This is a genomic window from Actinomadura meridiana, from assembly GCF_039537545.1.
Classification (GTDB): domain Bacteria; phylum Actinomycetota; class Actinomycetes; order Streptosporangiales; family Streptosporangiaceae; genus Spirillospora; species Spirillospora meridiana.
Genome location: NZ_BAABAS010000029.1, coordinates 371,032 through 391,318 on the forward strand (window position 1 = coordinate 371,032; position 20,287 = coordinate 391,318).

Annotated in this window: 16 protein-coding genes; 9 read left to right on the forward strand and 7 right to left on the reverse strand. The window is 73.6% G+C overall.

The annotated features are described in order from the left end of the window. Positions 1-3: 3 nt before the first annotated feature. Positions 4-1,008 (forward strand): adenosyl-hopene transferase HpnH, encoded by a 1,005-nt coding sequence (gene hpnH / locus ABD808_RS36740; protein ID WP_344907537.1) that lies wholly within the window; start codon positions 4-6, stop codon positions 1,006-1,008. On the opposite strand, the gene ABD808_RS36745 is transcribed toward hpnH, so the two are convergent. Then, positions 1,009-2,994 (reverse strand): bifunctional phosphatase PAP2/O-acyltransferase family protein, encoded by a 1,986-nt coding sequence (locus ABD808_RS36745; protein WP_344907540.1) that lies wholly within the window; start codon positions 2,992-2,994, stop codon positions 1,009-1,011. Positions 2,995-3,174: 180 nt separating this feature from the next. Between ABD808_RS36745 and ABD808_RS36750 the strand changes: the two genes are divergently transcribed. Further along, positions 3,175-3,837, forward strand: a complete 663-nt coding sequence (locus tag ABD808_RS36750) for a PadR family transcriptional regulator (RefSeq protein ID WP_344907543.1) — start codon at positions 3,175-3,177, stop codon at positions 3,835-3,837. Between the two features lie 6 nt (positions 3,838-3,843). Then, positions 3,844-4,374, forward strand: coding sequence for a DUF1707 SHOCT-like domain-containing protein (locus ABD808_RS36755; protein ID WP_344907546.1), 531 nt, complete (start codon positions 3,844-3,846; stop codon positions 4,372-4,374). A gap of 5 nt (positions 4,375-4,379) precedes the next feature. Here the strand turns inward: ABD808_RS36755 and ABD808_RS36760 are convergent, their stop codons facing one another. Together ABD808_RS36760 and ABD808_RS36765 are read right to left on the reverse strand one after the other, a co-directional pair. Continuing rightward, on the reverse strand, positions 4,380-5,024 hold the full coding sequence (locus ABD808_RS36760; RefSeq protein WP_344907549.1) for a response regulator: 645 nt from the start codon (positions 5,022-5,024) through the stop codon (positions 4,380-4,382). Next, positions 5,021-6,307, reverse strand: coding sequence for a sensor histidine kinase (locus tag ABD808_RS36765; protein ID WP_344907681.1), 1,287 nt, complete (start codon positions 6,305-6,307; stop codon positions 5,021-5,023). Before ABD808_RS36765 ends, ABD808_RS36760 begins: the two co-directional genes overlap by 4 nt. Before the next feature lie 136 nt (positions 6,308-6,443). Here ABD808_RS36765 and ABD808_RS36770 point away from each other — a divergent pair, with 136 nt between their 5' ends. Further along, a complete protein-coding gene (locus ABD808_RS36770; RefSeq protein WP_344907552.1) occupies positions 6,444-9,032 on the forward strand; it encodes an ABC transporter permease in 2,589 nt (862 codons plus the stop codon). Between the two features lie 13 nt (positions 9,033-9,045). Here the strand turns inward: ABD808_RS36770 and ABD808_RS36775 are convergent, their stop codons facing one another. Next, on the reverse strand, positions 9,046-10,017 hold the full coding sequence (locus ABD808_RS36775) for a LysR family transcriptional regulator (RefSeq protein ID WP_344907555.1): 972 nt from the start codon (positions 10,015-10,017) through the stop codon (positions 9,046-9,048). A 74-nt stretch (positions 10,018-10,091) separates the two neighbouring features. Here ABD808_RS36775 and ABD808_RS36780 point away from each other — a divergent pair, with 74 nt between their 5' ends. Then, positions 10,092-10,277 carry a hypothetical protein gene (locus ABD808_RS36780; RefSeq protein ID WP_344907558.1) on the forward strand — a complete coding sequence of 62 codons (186 nt, stop codon included), beginning with the start codon at positions 10,092-10,094 and terminating at the stop codon, positions 10,275-10,277. Here the strand turns inward: ABD808_RS36780 and eda are convergent. From eda to edd, 3 genes are read right to left on the reverse strand one after another with little or no spacing between them, the layout of a single operon-like run. Further along, positions 10,263-10,889 carry a bifunctional 4-hydroxy-2-oxoglutarate aldolase/2-dehydro-3-deoxy-phosphogluconate aldolase gene (gene eda, locus ABD808_RS36785; protein WP_344907561.1) on the reverse strand — a complete coding sequence of 209 codons (627 nt, stop codon included), beginning with the start codon at positions 10,887-10,889 and terminating at the stop codon, positions 10,263-10,265. The genes ABD808_RS36780 and eda overlap by 15 nt on opposite strands. After that, a complete protein-coding gene (gene glk / locus ABD808_RS36790; RefSeq protein ID WP_344907564.1) occupies positions 10,886-11,860 on the reverse strand; it encodes a glucokinase in 975 nt (324 codons plus the stop codon). Before glk ends, eda begins: the two co-directional genes overlap by 4 nt. A gap of 11 nt (positions 11,861-11,871) precedes the next feature. Beyond that, complete coding sequence (gene edd, locus ABD808_RS36795; RefSeq protein ID WP_344907567.1) at positions 11,872-13,695, reverse strand: phosphogluconate dehydratase; 1,824 nt, start codon at positions 13,693-13,695, stop codon at positions 11,872-11,874. Positions 13,696-13,842: 147 nt separating this feature from the next. Here edd and ABD808_RS36800 point away from each other — a divergent pair, with 147 nt between their 5' ends. The 4 genes from ABD808_RS36800 to ABD808_RS36815 all read left to right on the forward strand — a co-directional run bounded on the left by ABD808_RS36800 (position 13,843) and on the right by ABD808_RS36815 (position 20,150). After that, on the forward strand, positions 13,843-15,003 hold the full coding sequence (locus tag ABD808_RS36800) for an ROK family transcriptional regulator (RefSeq protein WP_344907570.1): 1,161 nt from the start codon (positions 13,843-13,845) through the stop codon (positions 15,001-15,003). 400 nt (positions 15,004-15,403) lie between these two features. Further along, positions 15,404-18,178 carry a class IV lanthionine synthetase LanL gene (gene lanL / locus ABD808_RS36805; protein ID WP_344907573.1) on the forward strand — a complete coding sequence of 925 codons (2,775 nt, stop codon included), beginning with the start codon at positions 15,404-15,406 and terminating at the stop codon, positions 18,176-18,178. Beyond that, positions 18,175-19,989, forward strand: a complete 1,815-nt coding sequence (locus tag ABD808_RS36810) for a S9 family peptidase (RefSeq protein ID WP_344907576.1) — start codon at positions 18,175-18,177, stop codon at positions 19,987-19,989. Before lanL ends, ABD808_RS36810 begins: the two co-directional genes overlap by 4 nt. Beyond that, complete coding sequence (locus tag ABD808_RS36815; RefSeq protein ID WP_344907579.1) at positions 19,986-20,150, forward strand: VenA family class IV lanthipeptide; 165 nt, start codon at positions 19,986-19,988, stop codon at positions 20,148-20,150. The genes ABD808_RS36810 and ABD808_RS36815 overlap by 4 nt, the downstream gene beginning before the upstream one ends. Positions 20,151-20,287 lie beyond the last annotated feature (137 nt).

Consider the following 20,287-nt stretch of genomic DNA (forward strand, 5'->3'; position numbering starts at 1 on the left):
CCCATGGCGATGCCACTGCGCCAGAGCCTGCGCGTCGGCGGGCACGTCCTGCGCAACCGGCTCCGGGGCCGGACGCGGTTCCCGCTGATCGTCGAGCTGGAGCCGCTGTACGCCTGCAACCTGGCGTGCGCGGGCTGCGGGAAGATCCAGCATCCGGCGGACGTCCTCAAGCAGCGGATGCCGGTGGAGCAGGCGGTCGCGGCGATCCGCGAGTGCGGCGCGCCGATGGTGTCGATCGCGGGCGGTGAGCCGCTCATGCACCCCGACATCGGCGCGATGGTCGCCGAGCTGGTGCGGATGCGGCGGTACGTGTTCCTGTGCACGAACGCGGCGCTGATCCCGAAGAAGATCGACCAGTTCGAGCCGTCCCGGTACTTCGCGTGGGCCGTGCACATCGACGGGCTGCGCGAACGACACGACGCCTCCGTCTGCAAGGAGGGCGTGTTCGACCAGGCCGTGGACGCGATCAGGATGTGCCAGGAGCGCGGGTTCCGCGTCACGACCAACACGACGTTCTTCAACACCGACACCCCGCAGACGGTCATCGAGGTCCTGAACTACCTCAACGACGACCTGCGCGTCGACCAGATGATGATCTCCCCCGCGTACGCCTACGAGAAGGCGCCCGACCAGGACCACTTCCTCGGCGTGCGGGAGACGCGGGAGCTGTTCCGCAAGGCGTTCGCGGACGGCCGGCGCGGCCGCTGGCGTCTCAACCACTCGCCGCTGTTCCTGGACTTCCTCGAAGGGCGCGTCGACTTCCCGTGCACGGCGTGGGCGATCCCGTCGTACTCGCTGAAGGGCTGGCAGCGCCCCTGCTATCTGATGGACGACGGCCACACCGCGACGTATCGCGAACTCCTCGAAACGACCGACTGGAACGCCTACGGGCGAGGACGCGACGAGCGCTGCGCGAACTGCATGGCGCACTGCGGCTACGAGCCGACCGCCGTGTTCGCGACGATGGGTTCGCTCAAGGAGTCGCTGCGCGCGATGCGCACGCTCTGATCACTCGGGCTCGTCCCGCAGTTCTTCGATGACGTCGAGGACGGCGTCCATCAGCACATCCGCGTCGTCGACGAGCCCGGGATCGAGGGACAGCCCGAAGCACAGCTCGCGGTCGACGCCGAGACCGGCGATCGCGAACGGCGTGCCGGGCGCGAGCGGGACGACCGGATACACGGCGGTGAGCGGCGCGCCCGCCATCCGCAGCGGCCGGTCGGGGCCGGGCAGGCTCGACACGGTGCCCTGGAGGAACCGGCCGCTGTAGGCCTTCCGCGCGAACCGGGCGTGCAGCGGCGCGGGCAGGATCCGGCCCGCCTGCCACATCACCGTCCACGCGGCCTGCGCGCGCGTCCCGGACCGCAGTACGCGGCTCCGCTTGGAGATCAGCGCGAGCCGGTCGGTCTCGGCCATCTTCCCGATCGGCAGGTCGACCATGACGGCGGTGGTGTGGTTGCCGACCATGGCGCTGCCGGGCGGCCGCATCATCAGCGGGACGGCGACGCGGCAGGTCCCGGGCCGCCCGTCCTCCTCGCTGACGACCCGGTTCAGGGCGCCCGCGACCGCGCACAGCACCACGTCGGTGACGCGGGCGCCATAACGGCGACCCACGTCGCGGACGGTCGCGAGCGGCAGGTGCATGGTGCCGAACCGGCGTTCGGACGTCCCGGCGGCGGGCAACCGGTCGGGCGACGCGGTGTCCACGGCGAGTTGCCCGAGCCCGACGACGGTGGCGAGTGCCCTGCGCAGCCGCTGACGCGGAGGCCCGGCCTTGGCGGGTTCGGGCGGCGGGTCCATCAGGTACACGGCCTGGGCGACGATGCCGACGCCGTCGGCGACCACATGGTGCATCAGGTACACGACGGCGGTCCGGCCGGGTTCGGCGCCCTTCACCACGACCATCCGCCACGGCGGCCGGTCGAGCGGCAGCGCCTCGGACTGGAGTTCGGCGACCACGGCGCGCAGCCCGGACATGCCGTCGACGTGCCGTTCGGCGACGTGCCAGCCCCAGTCGACGGCGCCGTGGTGGCGCCAGACGGGACGGCGCCACCGCCCCCGCCGGACGAGCCGCTGCCGGAACCGGGGCAGCCCGGCGAGGCGCTCCCCGACCACCCGGACGAGATCGTCGCGGCCGACCTCCCGCCGCGACGTGTCCAGCATGATCACGCCGCCCGCGTGCTGCGGGGCGTCGGGCGTCTCCACGGCGAGGAAGAACGCGTCGGGGCCCTGGGCGCGGACGGGCGCCGGGCCGGAGATGCGGTCGGCGATGAACACCGAGACGGCGACGAACGGGACGGCGGCGGCCGCGTCCACGATGAAGTGGTTCGCGGTGGCGAGGATCACGTACAGGGTGACGAGAACGTGCGCGGCGTTCAGCACCTGCACCCAGCGTCGGGCGTTGACGCGGGCGAGTTCCACGCCGACCCACAGCGTCCACCCCATGTGCAGGGACGGCACGGCGGCGAACTTGTCGGCGTGCTCGACCATCGGCGACCCCCACGACCCCCAGGTGCCTCCCAGGAGGACGGTGTCGACGAATCCGAGGTCGGGCATCAGTCGCGGCGGCATGACGGGATACAGCGCGAACGTCGCGAGGCCGCCGATGTTGAGCAGGATGAACGCGTTGCGGGCCGTCCGGTACCGCTCGGGGTGCCGGATGAAAAGCCAGATCAGCAGGATCAGCGCGCTCGCGATGTACGTGATCGCGTACTCGTAGTTCGCCAGCACCCGCAGCACCGACTGGTGCGCCAGCCACCCGTTGAGGCGCGGCTCGACGTCGAGGTGCAGCGCCCGCTCCAGATTGAAGATCGCCTCGCCGTGCGCGCGGGCCGTCGCCGTCCTGCCCTGCTCGGGGAGCCGGGTGACCAGCGCGTACGCCGAGAACAGCAGGAGCCCGACCAGCAGCTCGCGCCGGACGCGCGGCGCCGGGCCGTGCGCGTCCGGTGTGAGCACCGCCTCGCGGGCGGTCACCGCCTCATGTGCGCCCATCATCCATCCCGTACGGCTGTTACCCAGGTTTCCTGGCGATCAGACGGCGATGACCGAAATTAGGGATCATGTCCGGTTCGCCCTCGCGAATCTCGGGAACCATCTGGCTTCACCCGACGTCTTCGATATATCGTTGTCGTATCGCGAGAGGTCATAGAGAGCTCTCAGAAGGTGGTGTAGAACATGGGTCACTCGCATGGCCACGGCCCCTGGCGCGACTTCCCGTTCGGCGGGCTGTTCGGCCCCGGGCACGGCGCGGGCCCCGGCGGTCCCGGTGGGTTCGGCTTCGGTCCGGGCCCGCGTCCGCCCTGGGCGCGGGGGCGCGGCGGGCCGTGGGGCCGGGGCCCCAAGGCGCGCAAGGGGAACGTCCGCGCGGCGATCCTCGTGCTGCTCGCCGAGGAGCCGCGCAACGGCTACCAGATCATCCAGGAGATCGACGAGCGCAGCGGCGGCGCGTGGCGGCCGAGCCCCGGCGCGGTCTACCCGGCGCTCCAGCAGCTCGCCGACGAGGGCCTGATCGCGGGCGAGGAGGCGGGCGGACGCCGCTCGTTCCACCTCACCGACGAGGGCCGCGCCCATGTCGAGGAGAACGCCGACCGGCTGACCGCGCCGTGGGAGGAGATGACGCCCGAGTTCGGCGAGGGCGTCCCCGAGCTGTTCCGGCAGGCCGCGCAGACGGGAGCCGCGGTCATGCAGATCGTCCACTCGGGGTCGGCGGACCAGGTCGACCGGGCCACGACCGTCCTGTCGGACGCGCGGCGCGGCCTCTACCGGATCCTCGCCGACGACGACATCGACACCGACACCGACGACGCGGGCCCCACCGACGCGAACACCGGAGGATGACGACCCATGGCACACGAGGGCAAGGCCCACAAGGACGAGGCACGCCACGACGAGATCCGCATCGGTGACGCCGAGCGCGACGCGGTCATGCTCGCCCTGCACGACCACTTCGCGGCCGGACGGCTCGACCGCGCCGAGCTGGACGAGCGCCTCGACGCCACGCTGTCCGCCAAGACGCGCGGCGACCTGCGCGTGCTCGTCCGCGACCTGCCGTCCCCGACTGGCCTGCCCGAACCGGAGAAGCCCGACCGGGTGACGCTGGAACAGGGCGCGGCGGTCATGTTCGGCGGCCTGGGACACCCCGGGTGGCAGCACGCCTTCGCCCACCACGGCCACCTGGCACCGCATCACCGGCACCGGCCCCATCACCGACACGGCCCGCACAAGGCGTTCCCGCTACTGCTCGCGGTGTTCCTGGTGCTGGCCTTCACGGTCGGGCCGGGGGCGGGGGTCCTCGCGGTCCTTCAGATCGCGTTGGCCATCTGGGTCATCCGGGCCATCGTGCTGGCCATCGGGATGCGTCGCGGCAGGGCTTGAACGGCTCAGCCGACGCCCGCGTCCCGTGCGATGAGCCCGGCCTGGGTGCGGTTGGCGCAGCCGAGCTTGTCGAGCAGCCGGGAGACGTGGCCCTTGACGGTGGCCTCGCTGAGGTGGAGGCGGCGCGCGATCTGCGCGTTGGACAGGCCGCTGCCGAGGCAGGCCAGCACCTGCGCCTCCCGTTCGGTGAGGCCGTCGACGAGGGCGCGGGTCCGGTCCCGGTCGGACGCGCGGTCCTCGGCGGTGCCGAGCAGCCGCATCGTCGCGGCCGCCGACATCACCGTGTGCCCGTCGGCGGCGACCCTGACGAGCTTCACCAGGTCCTCGGGCGGCGTCGACTTCAGCAGGAACCCCGCCGCGCCTGCCCGCAGGGCCCGGATGACGTACTCGTCGGCGTCGAACGTGGTCAGCGCGACGACGGCGGGCGGGGAGCGCAGCGCGGCGATGCGTTCGATGGCGGCCAGGCCGTCCACGCCGGGCATCCGCAGGTCCATCAGCACGACGTGGGGGCGATAGCGGACGACGGCCTCTACCCCGGCCGCGCCGTCGTGCGCCTCACCGACGACCGTCACGTCGTCGGCCGCGCCGAGGATCGTGCGCAGGTGCGCGCAGACCATCGGCTCGTCGTCCACCAGCAGGACCGTGATCACGGCTCGGCCACCGGCACGTAGGCGGGCAGGGCGGCTTCGACGCGGAAACCGTCCAGGTGGGGGCCCGCCGTGAACGTCCCGCCGATCAGCTCGACCCGTTCGCGCAGCCCGGCCAGGCCCATCCCGGACCCGCTGGCCGCCAGCTCGGCGTCCGGTTCGCCGGACGCCGCCGCGTTCCGCACGATCAGCGTCACCCCGTCGATGCGGTAGCGGACGTCCACGTGGACGGCGGCGCCCGGCGCGTGCTTGCGCGCGTTGGTCAGCGCCTCCTGTACGACCCGGTACGCGGTGCGTCCCACGGCGGGCGACGCGGGCGGCGGGTCGCCGTGCTCGGCGAGCTCCACCGGGACGCCGACCGCCGCCGACTCGGCGACCAGCGCGGACAGGTCGGGCAGCGGCCCCGAGTCGGCCGCGGGACCGGCGCCGGGCCCGCGCCGCAGCAGCCCGACGACGTCGCGAAGTTCGTCGAGGGCCTGGCAGCCGGTGCCGCGCAGCTCCTCGGCCGCCGCCCGGGTCGCCTCGTCCGGCGCCCGGACCCGCAGCGCCCCCGCCTGGAGCACCATCAGCGTGACCCGGTGCGCGACGACGTCGTGCATCTCGGCGGCGAGCCGGGCGCGTTCCTCCGCGCGGGCTCGCTCGGCCAGCAGATGCCGCTCCGTTTCGGCGCGTTCGGCGCGTTCGGTGAGGCCCTGCACGACGCGGCGGCGGGCGGCGACGTACATGCCGATCAGCGCGGCGATCACCACGACGGCGGTACTGCGGAACACCAGCGCGCCGACGCTGCCGGACTCCTGCGCCGAGAACCGCCGCATCGCCGCCTCGGGCAGGACGTCGCCCGTGGTGCCGATCACCGGCAGCAGCGCGACGACCGGCAGCGCGCGCAGCCACGCCGGGCGGGCGCCGTCGCGGGGGAAGGCCATCGCCGCGTAGGCGGCGAACGGCGCGGTCGGCGGCCACCACACCGGCGAACCGAGGGCGTGGTCGGCGCCCACGCGCAGCAGCGTGCCCGGAGCGGCCTGCTCGACGATCCACACCAGCGCCGCGAACGCGGCGGTGAGCCACGCGACCGTCATCGGGGCGCGGCGGCGGACCGCCAATGCCAGCGCGGGGCCCATGAGCAGCGCCATCGTCGCGCCGCCGTGCGGGTGCAGCAACGCGCGCGGGCCCGACGCCAGGCTCCAGCTCAACAGCACGGCGCCCACCACGACGACGGCGTCGGCGACCAGGTCGCGGGGCCGTCCGGGGGGAGGGAGCCGCGCCGGGACGAGGCGGGGCGAGGGCATGCGCACAGCACAACCGTACGCAACCGGGTCCGGTCCGCGACCCCTACGAAAGTCGTGGTGTGGGGGCCGTCCGGCGGGGCCGGACCCGACGATCCGGGCTGCCGGGCGGCGGTCCCGCCGGGCTGGAATCGGTCGCATGATGTCCAAGCTCGTGCTGCGCGGCCTCGTCGCGCACCGCGCCCGCCTGCTGCTGTCCGGGGTCGCGGTGGTCGCCGGTGTCGCGTTCATCGCCGGAACCCTGATCTTCTCCGCCACCCTGGACCGCTCGTTCGACCGGGCCTTCGACGACCTCGGACGCGGCACGGACGTGATCGTCCGGACCGACCGGGCGTTCGAGCCGGGGCTCGGCGAGCGGGCGTCGGAACGTCCCGTCCCCGCGCCGGTGCTGGCGGCCGTGCGGAAGGTGCCCGGCGTGGAGAAGGCGCACGGCGTCGTCACCGGGTTCGCGGCCGTCGTCGACCGGCACGGCCGGATCGCCGGGTCGGAGCCGCAGACCGGTGTGGCCTGGGACGGCGACCCCGACCTGTCGCTCCCCCGCCTCACCTCGGGGGCGCCGCCCACCGCGCCGGACGAGATCGCCGTGGACGTCACGACCGCCAAGGACGCCGGATACCGCGTCGGCGACCGCGTCACGGTGGCGCTGGCGGCGGGCACCCGGACGTTCCGGCTCACCGGCCTGTTCGAGGTCGGCGACTCGGCGCTCAGCGACCAGCTCTCGATGACCGCGTTCGCGCCGGACGCCGCGCCGCGCCTGCTGTCCGACCATCCGGGGACGTACGCGCGGATCGTCGTGCACGCCGACGACGGCGTCACGCAGGAGCAGCTCAAGGACGCAGTCGCGGCGGCCCTCCCACCCGGCGTCGAGGCGATCACGGGTGAACAGGCCGTCGACGAGCAGGCCGAGCCGGTCAGCGACGTTCTCAAGGCCATCCGGACGTTCCTGCTGATGTTCGCGGTGATCGCGATGTTCGTCGGGTCGTTCATCATCTTCAACACGTTCGCGATGCTGGTCAGCGGCCGGGTGCGGGAGCTGGCGCTGCTGCGCGCGGTCGGCGCCTCGCGCGCGCAGGTGACGCGGTCGGTGCTCGGCGAGGCGTCCGGGGTCGGTCTCGTCGGGTCCACGCTGGGCCTGCTGGCGGGCGTGGGCGTCGCGGCCGGGTTGGCGCGGGTGTTGGGCGTCCTGCTGGGCGGCGAGGATCTACCGTTCGGGACGCTCGTCGTGCCGTCCTCCGCCGTGATCGCGTCGTATGCCGTGGGGACGCTCGTCACGCTGACCGCCGCGTTCGTCCCGGCCCGGCGGGCGGCGCGAACCCCGCCCGTCGCGGCCTTGCGCGAGGGAACGGCGACGCCACGACCGTTGCGGGGACGGCTGCTGTCCGGCGGCGGCGCGCTCGCGGTCGGCGGCGCGCTCGCCGGAGCCGGGCTGGCAGGGAGCGGAAACTCGGGCCTCACCCTGGTCGGGGCTGGCGCGATGACACTGTTCATCGGGGTGGTCGTGGCGTCCCCCGCGCTCAGCGGCCCGGCGATCCGGTTGCTGGGCTGGCCCCTCTTCTGTGGGGGGACGACCCCCCACACCCCCTGGAAAAGCCTGTGCGCGCGCTTCGGCGGGACGGCGGGACGGATGGGCGGTCGCAACGCGCTGCGCGACCCCCGGCGGACGGCGGCGACGGCGTCCGCGCTGACGATCGGGCTGGCGCTGATCGCGGCGGTGTCGGTGCTCGTCCAGTCGATGGCGTCGTCGGTGGACCGGCAGCTCGACGCGGGCCTCACCGCCGACTACCAGATCACGGGACGCAGCCAGCTCACCCCGGTCACGGCCGAGGCCGCCGGAGCGGTCGCGAAGGTCGACGGCGTGCGGGCGGCGATCCCGATCAGGACGGCGCGGTTCAGGCTGGACGGGTCCGTGGAGTCGGCGGCGGCGGGCACCCCCGGCGAACTGCTCGGCCATTTCCGGCTGCCGCTCCAGCAGGGGACGCCGTCCGCGCACGGGGACGACCTGCTCGTCGGCCACAGCGTCGCCGCCGCGCGGAGCTGGAAGGTCGGCACGGCCATCGCGGGCCAGTACCAGGACGGCACGAAGCGCACGTTCCGCATCGCCGGGATCTTCGCCGACCATCCGTCGGTCACCCCGTCCGCCCCCTCCATGATCATCGACTGGGCGGGGTACCGGGCGCACGACCCCGACGCCCCGATCGACCGCATCGAGGTCGACGCCACGGGCGTCGGCCGCGCGGCCCTGGAGAAGGCACTGAGCCCCTGGCCCAACCTGGAGTTGAAGGACCGCGCCCAGGTCAAGGCCGACGCCGCCGGGTCCATCGACCTGTTCCTGAAGCTCGTGCTCGGCCTGCTGGTGCTGTCGGTCCTCGTGGCCGCGCTCGGCATCGTCAACACGCTCGCGCTGGCCGTGACCGAGCGGACCAGGGAGATCGGCATGCTCCGGGCCCTCGGCATGCAGCGCCGCCAACTCCGCCGCATGATCCGCTACGAGGCGGTCGTCGTGTCGCTGTTCGGGGCCGCGCTCGGCGTCGGGACGGGCGTCGTCCTCGGGATCGTCCTGCAACGCGCGATGGCGGCGGGCGACGGCGGCATGGAGGTCCTCGCGATCCCCTACGGGCGGCTCGCGGTGTGCGTCGCGGCCGCCGCCGTGATCGGTGTCGCCGCCGCCGTGTGGCCCGCCCACCGCGCCGCCCGCCTGAACGTCCTGCGGGCGATCGCGACGGAATAGCGGACGGGGTGGCTCAGGCGGCCATTCGGGAGCACTGGTCGGGGACGGCGTCGTGCAGCGCCCGCATCGCGCGGACGATCAGCGGGTGCTCGCGGCTGCCGCGCCGCACGCAGGTCAGCACCCGCCGCTTCGGGACGCCGTCGCCGGTCAGCGGGATCCGGACCACCGGCTGGTCGGACGGCCCGCCAGCCAGCCGGGGCACCAGGGACACGCCGAGCCCGTTGGCGACCAGCGCCCAGATCACCGACCATGTGGTGGCCTTGTGCGCGATCCGGGGCGTGAACCCGGCGGCGGCGCAGTACGTCATGACCTGCTGGTGGTGGGCGCAGACCTCGGGCATGACGCTGATCCACGCCTCCTCCGCCGCGTCCTCCAGCCGCACACCGGGCCCTTCCGGGGGGCGTGGGGGGTCGTCCCCCCACAGGAGGCCCGCCCGCACCGCGAGGGGGTGCCCGGCCGGGACGATCAGGTCGAGCGCCTCCTCCAGCAGCGGCTCCCGGTCGAAGCGCGGATCGCCCGGCGGCGGCGCGTCCGGGGTCGGCTCGATGACGGCGATGTCGACCTCCCCGGCGGCGAGCAGGCCCACCGCCACGTCGGTGTCGCATTCGCGGACCTCGATGGTGAGGCTCGGGTCCTCGCGCAGCAGCGCCCCGGCGGCGGGCGCGACCAGCCCGCCGACCGCCGTCGTGAACCCGCACATGCGCAGCGGCCCGGTGACGCCCGCGCGGTGCGACTCCAGGTCGGCGAGGGTCTCCTCCCACTTGGCGAGCAGCCCGTCGGCGTGTTCGATCAGCAGATACGCGGCGGGGGTCAGCCGGACCTTGCGGCCCTGCGGCTCCAGCAGCGGCACCCTCAGCTCCCGCGCCAGCTCGCGCAGCTGGTGGGACACCGCCGACGGGGTCAGGTGCAGCGCCTCCGCAGCGGACGTCACCGTCCCGTACTGGTGGACGAGCCGGAGCATGTGCAGCCGCCGCAGATCAATCATGCAACCAAATTACACGGTCCAGTGCGGAAATCTGAAATAGACGCCAACGTTCCACCGGTTGCAGACTGACGGACATGAACCAGCAGAGCACCACACTCTCCCGGCATCTCACCAGCGACGGCATCGTGGTCTGGACCCGGTGCGCCTGCGGCAGGCTCCGCATGGACCTCGTCCCGAACGGCGGCGGGCGGCCCCTGACCGCGGGCCCGTGCCCACGGTGCCACGCCGACGCCCCGGACGCCGCCTCACCCGGTGCGTAGCGCCGCCGCCTCAGCGGCGAGCGCGCGGACGCGGTCCCAGTCTCCGTCCCGGACCGCGTCCGCCGGGGTCACCCAGGAACCGCCGACACAGCCGACGTTCTCAAGCGCGAGATAGTCGGCGGCGTTCTTCGGGCCGACCCCGCCGGTCGGGCAGAACCTGATCTGCGGCAGCGGCCCCCGAAGCGAGTTCAGGTATCCGATCCCTCCCGCCGCCTCGGCGGGGAAGAACTTCATCGCGGTGATCCCGCTCTCCAGCAGCGCGAGCGCCTCCGACGCGGTCGCGACGCCCGGCAGAAACGGCAGCCCGGTCGCGGCCATCGCGGCCTGGAGCCGGGACGTGCAGCCGGGGCTGACCAGGAACCGGGCCCCGGCGGCGGCGGACCGCTCCGCGTCCTGCGGGCGGACGACCGTCCCCGCGCCGACCACCGCGTCCGGCACCTCGGCGGCGATCCGGGTGATCGCGGCGAGGGCGGCCGGAGTCCGCAGCGTCACCTCGATCACCGGCAGCCCGCCGTCGACCAGGGCGCGGGCCAGCGGGACGGCCGCGTCGGCGTCGTCCAGCACCACGACGGGGACGACGGGCGCGAGGTCGAACAGGTCATCGGCGATCATGCGGGCTCCGTTTCCGGCAGGCTCTGCGCGAGCCGCAGCGTGGCACCGGCGAGCGCCGGGCCGGGGTGAACGATGAGCGCGGTGGGAATGCCGCGCAGGTAGTCCTCGACGGGAGGCTTCCCCTCGAAGCGGGCACGGAACGCGCTGCCGCGCAGCACGTCCACGATGCGCGGCAGGATCCCGCCGCCGACGAAGACGCCGCCGCGAGCGCCGAGCGTCAGCGCCACGTTCCCGGCGAGCGAACCGAGCAGCGCGCAGAACATGTGGAGGGCCTCGGCGCAGCGCGGGTCGTCGCGGCGCTCGACGATCTCCTGGGCGGTGAGCGGCGCGGCGGACGCGCCGTCGAGCACGGCCAGATAGCGGTGGATGCGGCCGAGGCCGTCACCGGACAGCAGGTCCTCGGCGTTGGCGACGCCGCGTTCGGCGCGCAGCAGCCGCGCGACCTCCAGTTCCCGGTCGGTGGCGGCCGGGGCGTCGACCTGGCCGCCCTCGCCGGGCAGCGGCGCCCAGCCCCCGGCCGTGGGGACGAGCCCGGCGACGCCGAGCCCCGTGCCCGGCCCGACCACGGCGAGCGGCGCGGCGGGGTCGGGTGCCGTCCCGCCGAGCGGGATCAGGTCGTCCTCGCCGAGGCGCGGGAGGGAGAGGGCCAGGGCCTCGAAGTCGTTGATGATCTCCAGATGGGCCAGGCCGAGATGCGCCCGGACCTCCTCCTCGGTGCCCCTCGGCCAGCCCGCGTTCGTCAGGTGATACGTCCGGTTCGTCACGGGCCCGGCGACGGCCAGGCACGCGGCGGACGGCCGGACGTCCGGCGCGTACCGGGCGAGGTAGGCGGCCGCGACCTCGGCGAGCCCGGCGTGGTCACGGGTCGGGAGGGACTCCACGCGGGTCGGGACGCCGTCCGGGCCGTCGACCAGCGCGAACCGCGCGTTGGTGCCGCCAATGTCCCCGACCAGCCACGGTTCCGAATTCAACGAGCCCGTGCTCACGAGAACACCCCCGCGCCGCGCTCGGCGGGGCCCACCGCGTGGCGGAACGCGCGGAACAGTTCGCGTCCCGTGCCCCAGGTCTCGTCGGGCGGGTCGGCGGCGGGCTCGCGGGCGGCGAACTCCTCGTCCGGGACCAGGACCTCCAGGACACCGGCGTCCGCGTCGAGCCGGACGACGTCCCCGTCGCGGACGCGGGCGAGCGGACCGCCCGCCGCCGCCTCCGGTGAAACATGGATCGCGGCGGGTACCGCGCCCGACGCGCCGGACATCCGGCCGTCGGTGACCAGCGCGACCCGATGCCCTCTGTCTTGCAGGACCGACAGCGGCGGGGTCAGGCGGTGCAGCTCCGGCATCCCGTTGGCGCGCGGCCCCTGGTGACGGACGACCGCGACCACGTCCCGGTCCAGCTCCCCGGCGGCGAAGGCGGCCTGGAGCCGTTCCTGCGAGTCGAACACGCGGGCCGGGGCCTCGATCGTCCGGTGCTCGGCGCGCACCGCCGACACCTTGATCACCGCCCGGCCCAGGTTGCCGCGCACGGTGTGCAGGCCGCCGTGCGCGTCGAACGGTTCGGCCACCGGCCGCAGCACGCCCGGGTCGCCCGACTCGGTCAGACCGTCCCGCCACGTCACCCGGCCGCCGTCCCTGCCGCCGTCGATCTCCGGGACGCGCCGGTAGTCGGCGAGCGTGTCACCGCCGACCGTCCTGGCGTCCGGGTGCAGGAGCCCGGCGTCGATCAGCTCGCCGATGAGGAACGCGGTGCCGCCCGCCGCGTGGAAGTGGTTCACGTCGGCCGTGCCGTTCGGGTAGAGCCGGGTGAGCAGCGGCGTCACCGCGGACAGGGCGTCGAAGTCGTCCCAGGTCAGTTCGATGCCCGCGGCGGCGGCCATCGCGACCAGGTGCAGTGTGTGGTTCGTGGAGCCCCCCGTGGCCAGCAGCGCGACGACCCCGTTGACGAACGCGCGCTCGTCCAGCGTCTCGCCGACCGGCAGGTAGCCGTCGGTCAGGTCGGTGAGCCGCAGGACGCGGCGTCCGGCCGCCTCGGTCAGGGCGTCGCGCAACTTCGTGTCCGGCGGGACGAAGCTCGCCCCCGGCAGGTGCAGGCCCATGACCTCCATCAGGAGCTGGTTGGAGTTGGCCGTCCCGTAGAAGGTGCAGGTGCCGGGCGAGTGGTAGGACGCGGCCTCGGCGGCGAGCAGCTCGTCGCGCCCGGCGTCCCCGGCCGCGAACCGCTTGCGGACCTTCGCCTTCTCCCCGTTCGGCAGCCCGGACGCCATCGGCCCGGCGGGCACCAGGATCACCGGCAGGTGCCCGAACGACAGCGCCCCGATCACCAGCCCCGGGACGATCTTGTCGCAGACGCCGAGCAGCAGCGCGCCGTCGAACATGTCGTGCGACAGCGCCACCGCCGTCGCCATCGCGACGACGTCCCGGCTGAACAGCGACAGCTCCATCCCGGCGCGGCCCTGCGTGATGCCGTCGCACATCGCGGGCACGCCGCCCGCGACCTGCGCCGTCCCGCCCGCCGCGCGGATCGCGGCCTTCAGCGCGTCGGGGTAGTCCTTCAGCGGCTGGTGCGCGGACAGCATGTCGTTGTACGCCGTGACGATCGCGATGTTGGGGGTGGCGTTCCCGCGCAGCCACAGCTTGTCCTGGACGCCGCAGGCCGCGAAGCCGTGCGCCAGGTTCGCGCATCCCATCCCGCCGCGGACGGGGCCCTCGCTCCGGGCGGCGCGGATCCGATCCAGGTAGGCGCCGCGGGGCCCGGCGCTCCGTTCGACGACGCGCCGGGTCACTTCCGCCAGCACGGGATGGACAGCCATAGGACGCTCCAGACCAGGGGGTTCTCCGGTTCGCCCAAGCTATCGAGACATTTGTTGGCGAGACAACTCACTTATGAATCTGTTCATACAAAAGTCGGCCACTTGCGTTTGTTGGACGTACACAAGGGTGCGTGCTTGACTGATCGGATGCCCCGTGCCGCCAGCAGCCCGTTCGGACGCCCGTCCGGCAGCGGCGACCTGCTCCGCCTGATCAGGGAGCACGGCGTCGCGACCCGCGCCGAGCTGGGCCGCGTCGCCGGGCTGTCGCGTCCGGCGGTCGCCGCGCGGGTCGCCGACCTCGTCGCCCGCGGCCTCGTGGTCGAGCGGGCCGACGGGCCGTCGACCGGGGGGCGTCCCCCGGCCCGGCTGGAGTTCAACGCGGCGGGCGGCACCGTCCTCGTCGCGAACCTCGGCCAGTCGCGGGGGCAACTCGCCGTCTGCGACCTCGCCGGGACGGTCCTCGCCCACGCCGAAGGCCCGCCGCCCGAGGCGTCCCCCGAGCAGACGCTCCCCCGCCTCCTGGACGAGTGGACGTCCCTCCTCGCCTCCGCCGACATCGACGGGGCCACCGTGCGCGGGGTCGGGCTCGGCGTCCCGGACGCGGTCGAGCACGCCGCCGGACGCTGGAACGGCGTCGAGGTCGGCCCCCCGACCGCCGCGCGGTTCGGCGTCCCCGCGCATCTCGACAACGAGGTCAACGCCGCCGCACTCGGCGAGCACCAGGCCCATCCCGGCGTCGACGACCTGCTGTTCGTCAAGGTCTCCACCGGGATCGGCGCGGGCCTGATCTCCGGCGGACGCATCCAGCGCGGGGCGCTCGGCGCGGCGGGCGAGATCGGCCACGTCCGGATCCCCCCGGGCACCGGCGCGGCAGCCGACACTCCCTGCCGCTGCGGCAACACCGGCTGCGTGGAGGCCCTCGCGGGCGGCGGTGCGCTCCTCGCCCGCTCGCCCGCGCGCGACCTCCCCGAGCTGGTCGCGCTGGCCCGCTCCGGCGATCCCGGCACCATCGCCCTGCTGCGCGAGGCCGGACGCCGGATCGGCGAGGTCGTCGCCACCGCCGTCAACCTGCTGAACCCCGCCGTGGTCGTGCTCGGCGGCGACCTCGTGGGCGCGGACGAGCCTCTCATCGCGGGCCTGCGCGAGGTCGTCTACCAGCGCTCCACCACCCTGGCGACCCGCAGCCTGCGGATCGAGCCCAGCCGCCTGGGCGAACGGGCGGGCCTCGCGGGCTGTGCCGCCATGGTGCTGGACCGCGTCCTCGCCCCGGAAGCCATCGGGAACTGGCCCCCGGATGGCGGCGCATAGCAGAAAAGGGCACCGGATCGCCAGGGCCCCCGATGGCAGCCCTCGGCCATGACTCGAATCGAAACTAATCTGTTATCGAAACAGCAAGATTGTCAGAGTTCGAGTGACCGGAACAATCGGACAAATCCCCTCATTTCTGACATTAAATGAACTTATCGGTCACTCTCTGCACACGGTCATCGGAGGCTCCCACGGAGCGAGTAAGGCTTTTATCTCCACGTGGTGAATACTCGGCGAAAACTTGACCTGGCGATCGAGCGCGATCGGCGTTACCGTATCGACGTTCTCAGAAAGACATTCCCGATCAGTCAAATAATTCGATCAAATATGCGGCTGGGAAGGCCGTATGGGGTTCGGGAAGAAGCTGCGGCAAGGCGAGGCCAGGAAGAGGGCTAAACCCATGGCGGATTTCAATATCAGCGTCTTCGGCGGAGCCGTGTCCGCGCCGTCCGACGACACCCGCCTGCTCGACGTCCTCGACCGGGCGCTCGCCGCCTCACCAGCCACCGTGCCCGCCACCGCCCGCTGGACGACCGACCGGAGCACCATGTGGTGCCACGTCAGACCAGAGGGCGGCGGCTGCCCGGCGCAGGGCTGGAAGCTGCACGTGTCCGCCACGCCCGCCTCCGCGGAGGAGGTGCTGGGCCGCGCGCTGACGGTGCTGCTGGCCGCGGGGTCCATGTTCAAGTTCGCCGCCACCCACGACCATGTCGCCGCGATCAACGCGCGCAACACCTCCCGCGGCCATTCGGGAAAGTTCATCACCGTCTACCCGGTAAATGATCACGAGGCCGTCCGGCTCGCGGCGGAACTTGACGCGGCGACCGCCGGATTACCCGGCCCCCGTATTCTCTCCGACCGGCCCTATGTGCCCGGCAGTCTCGTCCATTATCGGTACGGTGCGTTCGTCGAGGAGCGGCGGATCACCAATGACGGTTTCTACGCCTGGATGATCCTCGATCCGGACGGCCGTCCGGTGGAGGACAAGCGCGTCGGATCGTACACTCCCCCGCCATGGGCGGTCTGTCCATTTCCGGATCATGGAATGGCCGGAACCGGGCGTCGAACGGACGGTACGGAAAGCCGGAACGAGATTCTCATTGGTACACGATTCTCGGTTCGCGAGGCGATCCGGCACACGAACAAGGGCGGAGTTTACCGCGCCACCGACACCGAGACCGGCGAACCGGTCGTGCTCAAGGAGGCGCGACCTCATGTGGCCGCCGACGAGCACGGCAGGGACGCCCGCGACCCGCTCCGCGCCGAGGCCCGCGCGCTCGAGGCGGTCGAGCGGCTCGGGGTGGCGCCGCGCCCGGTCCGGCTGTTCACCCAGAGCGGCCATCTCTTCCTTGCGGAGGAGCTGATCCCCGGCACGTCGCTGCGGCAGTGGACGGCCGACGTCATCGGCGAGGCGGGCCTCGGCCCGCACCTGCCCGCCGCCCTCGCGATGGCCGGACGGCTGACCGAGCTGATGATCAAGGCGCACGGCGCGGGCGTCGTGCTGCGCGACTTCAACCCGAACAACATCATGGTCCGTCCGGACGGCGCCCCCATCCTGATCGACCTCGAGCTGGCCGTGGTCCCCACCGCGACCGAACCGGCGCCGCTGCGCGCGGGCACCCCCGGCTACGCGGCGCCCGAGCAGATGGACGGCGCCGCGCCGGACCCGTCCGCCGACCGCTTCTCCCTCGGCGCGACGCTCTGCCACCTCATCACCGGCGGCCCGCCGTACCTGCTGGACGAGTTTCCCGAGCCGCGTCCGGTGTCCGAGCGGCTGGCCGAATGGCTCGCCGTCCGCGTCCGCGACCTGGACCTGCCCGCCGCCCTCCCGGCGCTGGTGCTGGGCCTGATGGCCGACGACCCCGCCGACCGGTGGACCGCCGAACGGGCCCGGACCGCCCTGACCCGGCTCACCCCGGGCGCCGCCCGTCCGCCGGACGCCCCGCGCGACCTGGCGGAGCTGAGCGAACGGGCCGCCGACGGCATCGTCGACCACCTGCTCGCCACCATGGATCTCGCGGCGCCGGAGACCCTGTGGCCCGCGTCCTGCGTGCACGGCGCGCCCGACCCGTGCAGCCTCCAGCACGGCGCCGCCGGAGTCCTCGGCGCGCTGGTCCGATGTTACGAGCAGACCTCCGACCCGCGCCTGCCCGACGTGGTGGCGCGCGCCGCCCGCTGGATCCTGGACCGGCTGGACGACGGCACCGCGCGACCCGCCGGGCTCTACTTCGGAACGGCCGGGGCCGCGTGGGCGGTTCTCGACACCGGGCTGGCCCTGGGTGATCGCGACCTCGTCGACGGCGCGCTGGCGGTCGCCGACCGGTTGCCCACCTCGCTGCCCGGCCCCGACATCACGCACGGAACGTCCGGCCTCGGCCTCACCGCGCTGCACCTGTGGGCCCGCACCGGACGCGACGAGTACGTCGAACGGGCCGTCGCCGCCGCCGACGCGCTCACCGCCGGGGTCGAGGCGCGGGGCGGAAGGCTGTCCTGGAGCACCCCAGCACAGCACGAGTCCAAGCTCGCCGGAAGGCGCTACTACGGATACGCCCACGGCGTCGCCGGGGTCGGCCACTTCCTCGCCGCCTGCGCGCGGGCCACCGACCGCGACGACTACCGGGCCCTCGCCGTCACCGTCGCCGAGAACCTCCTGGACGAGGCGACCGGCACGGAGCGATCCGCGAGTTGGGGGGCGGGCCCGGGCGACGCGCCCACGGCGCCGTACTGGTGCCATGGCGCCGCGGGAATCGGCGGGTTCCTGGCGCGTCTCGGCGCCTGGACAGGCGACGCGCGCTTCGTCCGGGCCGCTGAACGGGCGGCGCGGTCGGTGCTCGACCATCGGTGGCGCGCCACGCTCGGGCAGTGCCACGGGCTGGCGGGCAACGGGGACTTCCTGCTCGACCTGGCCGCGCTGACCGGCGACGACCGCCACCGCGACGCGGCCTGGCGGCTCGCCGAGATCATCCTGTCCGGCCGGGCGTACCGGGACGGGACCGTCGTGTTCCCCGACGAGTTCGGGCAGGTCTCGACGACCTGGGGCGACGGCATGGGCGGCGTGCTGGCCTTCCTGTTGCGGCTGCGGCACGGGACGTCCCGGTTGTGGGCGGCCGACCGTCCAGAGTCCGCGTCCGGCTCCGGCCCGGCGGCGGCGGTCGGCTCGGGGCGCGCGTCATGACGGCCGTCCCGACCCGGTTCGGGTTCGCGTTCTCCGGCGACGGCCGGTGGGCCGCCTGCCTGAGCGCCGTCGACGACGACGTCACGGCCGAACGCTGGGACCTCGCGCGCCCCGCGCCGACCCGGCACGTCCTCGACGGGACGGAGACGCCCATCGACCGCCGGTGCGGAGTCCTGCCGCTGGACGATGGCCGCGTCCTGCTCACCCAACCCGCGTCGGGCACCGTGCTCGCTGCGGAGCCGACACCGGTGGGGCTGCGGGTCACGCGGTCGTGGCGGGTCCCGTCGATGCTGGCCGGTTTCCCCCTGGCCGGTCCGAGCCCGGCCCTGCTCCTGGTGACCATCGAGGACGACGGCTACTCCCGGATCTGGCGGCTGTCCGACTCGACGCCGCATCCGGATCCGGTCCTGCGCGTCCCGGGCGTGCTGGCGGGCGGAGTCTGGCTGGACGACAGTCGCACCCTTGCCCTCAACCACACCGGCCCCGAGCATCGCACCAGTGGCGTGCTCGTCGACCTCGCCGAACGCTCTTGGCGGCGCATCTGGTCGGTGTCCGACACCACGATCGACCGGATCGTCGCCTACAGCGGACAGACCGGCGCCCTGGCGGTCACGACCACCGCGCCGGGCCTCCAGCAGCCGGGTACCGAGCAGATCGGGCTGCGGCTGCCCGGCGACGGCACCGTCCGGTTCCCCGCGACCCTCAACCGGTCTCCGCACACGCGGACGCCGCTGGGCTTCGACCCTGGAGGCGGCTCCCTCCTCGTCCGGGAGATGCAGGGCGCCACCGCGCGCCTGGCCGCCTACGACCCGGTGCGTGACCGCCTGACCCCGCTCCAGACGCCGCGCGGAATGTTATGGCCGCCCGTCCAGTGGGCGGACGACGGCCGCATCCACATGCGGTTCGCCGCACCGGACCAGCCCCCGACCCTGGCGACCGTGGATGAGGCCGCGTACTCCGGCGCACCGGAACCCATCGTCCGGTACGCCGCCCATGCGGAAGCCGACCGGTGGGCAGGCGCCGACCTGGTCGAGCTGCCGGGCCCGGCGGGCCCGATCGAGGCGATCGTCTACGGCGGCCCCGACTGGCGCTGTAGCCGCCACCTGGTGGTGGCGTTGCACGGAGGTCCGCTCGCGGCGTGGCTGTACGAGTTCGAGCCGCTGTTCCAGCAGCTCGCGGCGGCCGGGATCGCCGTGGTGGCGCCCAACCAGCGCGGCAGCACGGGGTACGGCGACGAGCACCTGCGTCCGGTCATCGGTGACTGGGGCGGGCGCGACCTCGACGACGTCCTCCACCTGACCCGCGCGATCGCCGGTGACCGCGCCGGTCTGCCCCGGCCCGTCGTGCTCGGCGGCAGCTACGGCGCCTTCCTGGCGCTGCTGGCCGCCTGCCGCGACCCGGAGCTGTGGTCGGGCTGCGTCGCGCTGGCGCCGTTCACGTCGGCGGCCGCGCTGCGCGGTGACGTCGAGCGGCCGATCGGCGAACGGGTCTCCCGGCTGAGCAGGTGCGACGCGACCGGCGAGCGGCGGCGGATCGACCGTGACGTGCTGGCCGCCTGCGCGACGCTGACCGCGCGACTGCTGATCGTGCACGGCGACCGGGACGAGGTCGTCCCGGTCGGCCAGTCCAGGGCGCTGCGACGGCGCCTCCTCGAACTCGGCAGGACCGAGGGAGTCGACTTCGACTACCTGGAGGTGGGCGGCGACCATCACGGCGTCGTCCAGGCGTGGCCTCCGGTCCTGCGCGAAACGGTGGTCCGCTTCTGCCTCGCGGCGGAACGGATCTTCACCATCGACCAGGAAGGGAGGTGACATTCACCATGGAATTCGACGGCGACATCGTGGCCGCTCTACAGGAGCTGCCCGAGACGGACCCCATCGAGATCGACGGGATCCAGCTGGGCGGTACGTGCAGCTGCACGGGCCTGCTCACGCTGCTGAACACCATCTGCGTTGGCGTCTCGTGCTCGTGACGCCCCGCGGAACATGCGGATAGCGGAACCCACTGAACGTTCCAGCCGCAGAACCCCGGTCACGGACCGGCAACAGCCGGTCCGTGACCGGACCCACACCAAGTCTAAGCGACACCCGCCGACACCGGACGGAGCCG

Coding starts and splice junctions, on each gene's coding strand:
- ABD808_RS36810 (WP_344907576.1), top strand. CDS start 18,175: ATGACGGCCGTCCCGACCCGGTTCGGGTTCGCGTTCTCCGGCGACGGC.
- ABD808_RS36750 (WP_344907543.1), top strand. CDS start 3,175: ATGGGTCACTCGCATGGCCACGGCCCCTGGCGCGACTTCCCGTTCGGC.
- ABD808_RS36745 (WP_344907540.1), bottom strand. CDS start 2,994: ATGATGGGCGCACATGAGGCGGTGACCGCCCGCGAGGCGGTGCTCACA.
- ABD808_RS36770 (WP_344907552.1), top strand. CDS start 6,444: ATGATGTCCAAGCTCGTGCTGCGCGGCCTCGTCGCGCACCGCGCCCGC.
- ABD808_RS36755 (WP_344907546.1), top strand. CDS start 3,844: ATGGCACACGAGGGCAAGGCCCACAAGGACGAGGCACGCCACGACGAG.
- hpnH (WP_344907537.1), top strand. CDS start 4: ATGGCGATGCCACTGCGCCAGAGCCTGCGCGTCGGCGGGCACGTCCTG.
- lanL (WP_344907573.1), top strand. CDS start 15,404: ATGGCGGATTTCAATATCAGCGTCTTCGGCGGAGCCGTGTCCGCGCCG.
- ABD808_RS36765 (WP_344907681.1), bottom strand. CDS start 6,307: ATGCCCTCGCCCCGCCTCGTCCCGGCGCGGCTCCCTCCCCCCGGACGG.
- ABD808_RS36775 (WP_344907555.1), bottom strand. CDS start 10,017: ATGATTGATCTGCGGCGGCTGCACATGCTCCGGCTCGTCCACCAGTAC.
- ABD808_RS36800 (WP_344907570.1), top strand. CDS start 13,843: ATGCCCCGTGCCGCCAGCAGCCCGTTCGGACGCCCGTCCGGCAGCGGC.
- ABD808_RS36780 (WP_344907558.1), top strand. CDS start 10,092: ATGAACCAGCAGAGCACCACACTCTCCCGGCATCTCACCAGCGACGGC.
- eda (WP_344907561.1), bottom strand. CDS start 10,889: ATGATCGCCGATGACCTGTTCGACCTCGCGCCCGTCGTCCCCGTCGTG.
- edd (WP_344907567.1), bottom strand. CDS start 13,695: ATGGCTGTCCATCCCGTGCTGGCGGAAGTGACCCGGCGCGTCGTCGAA.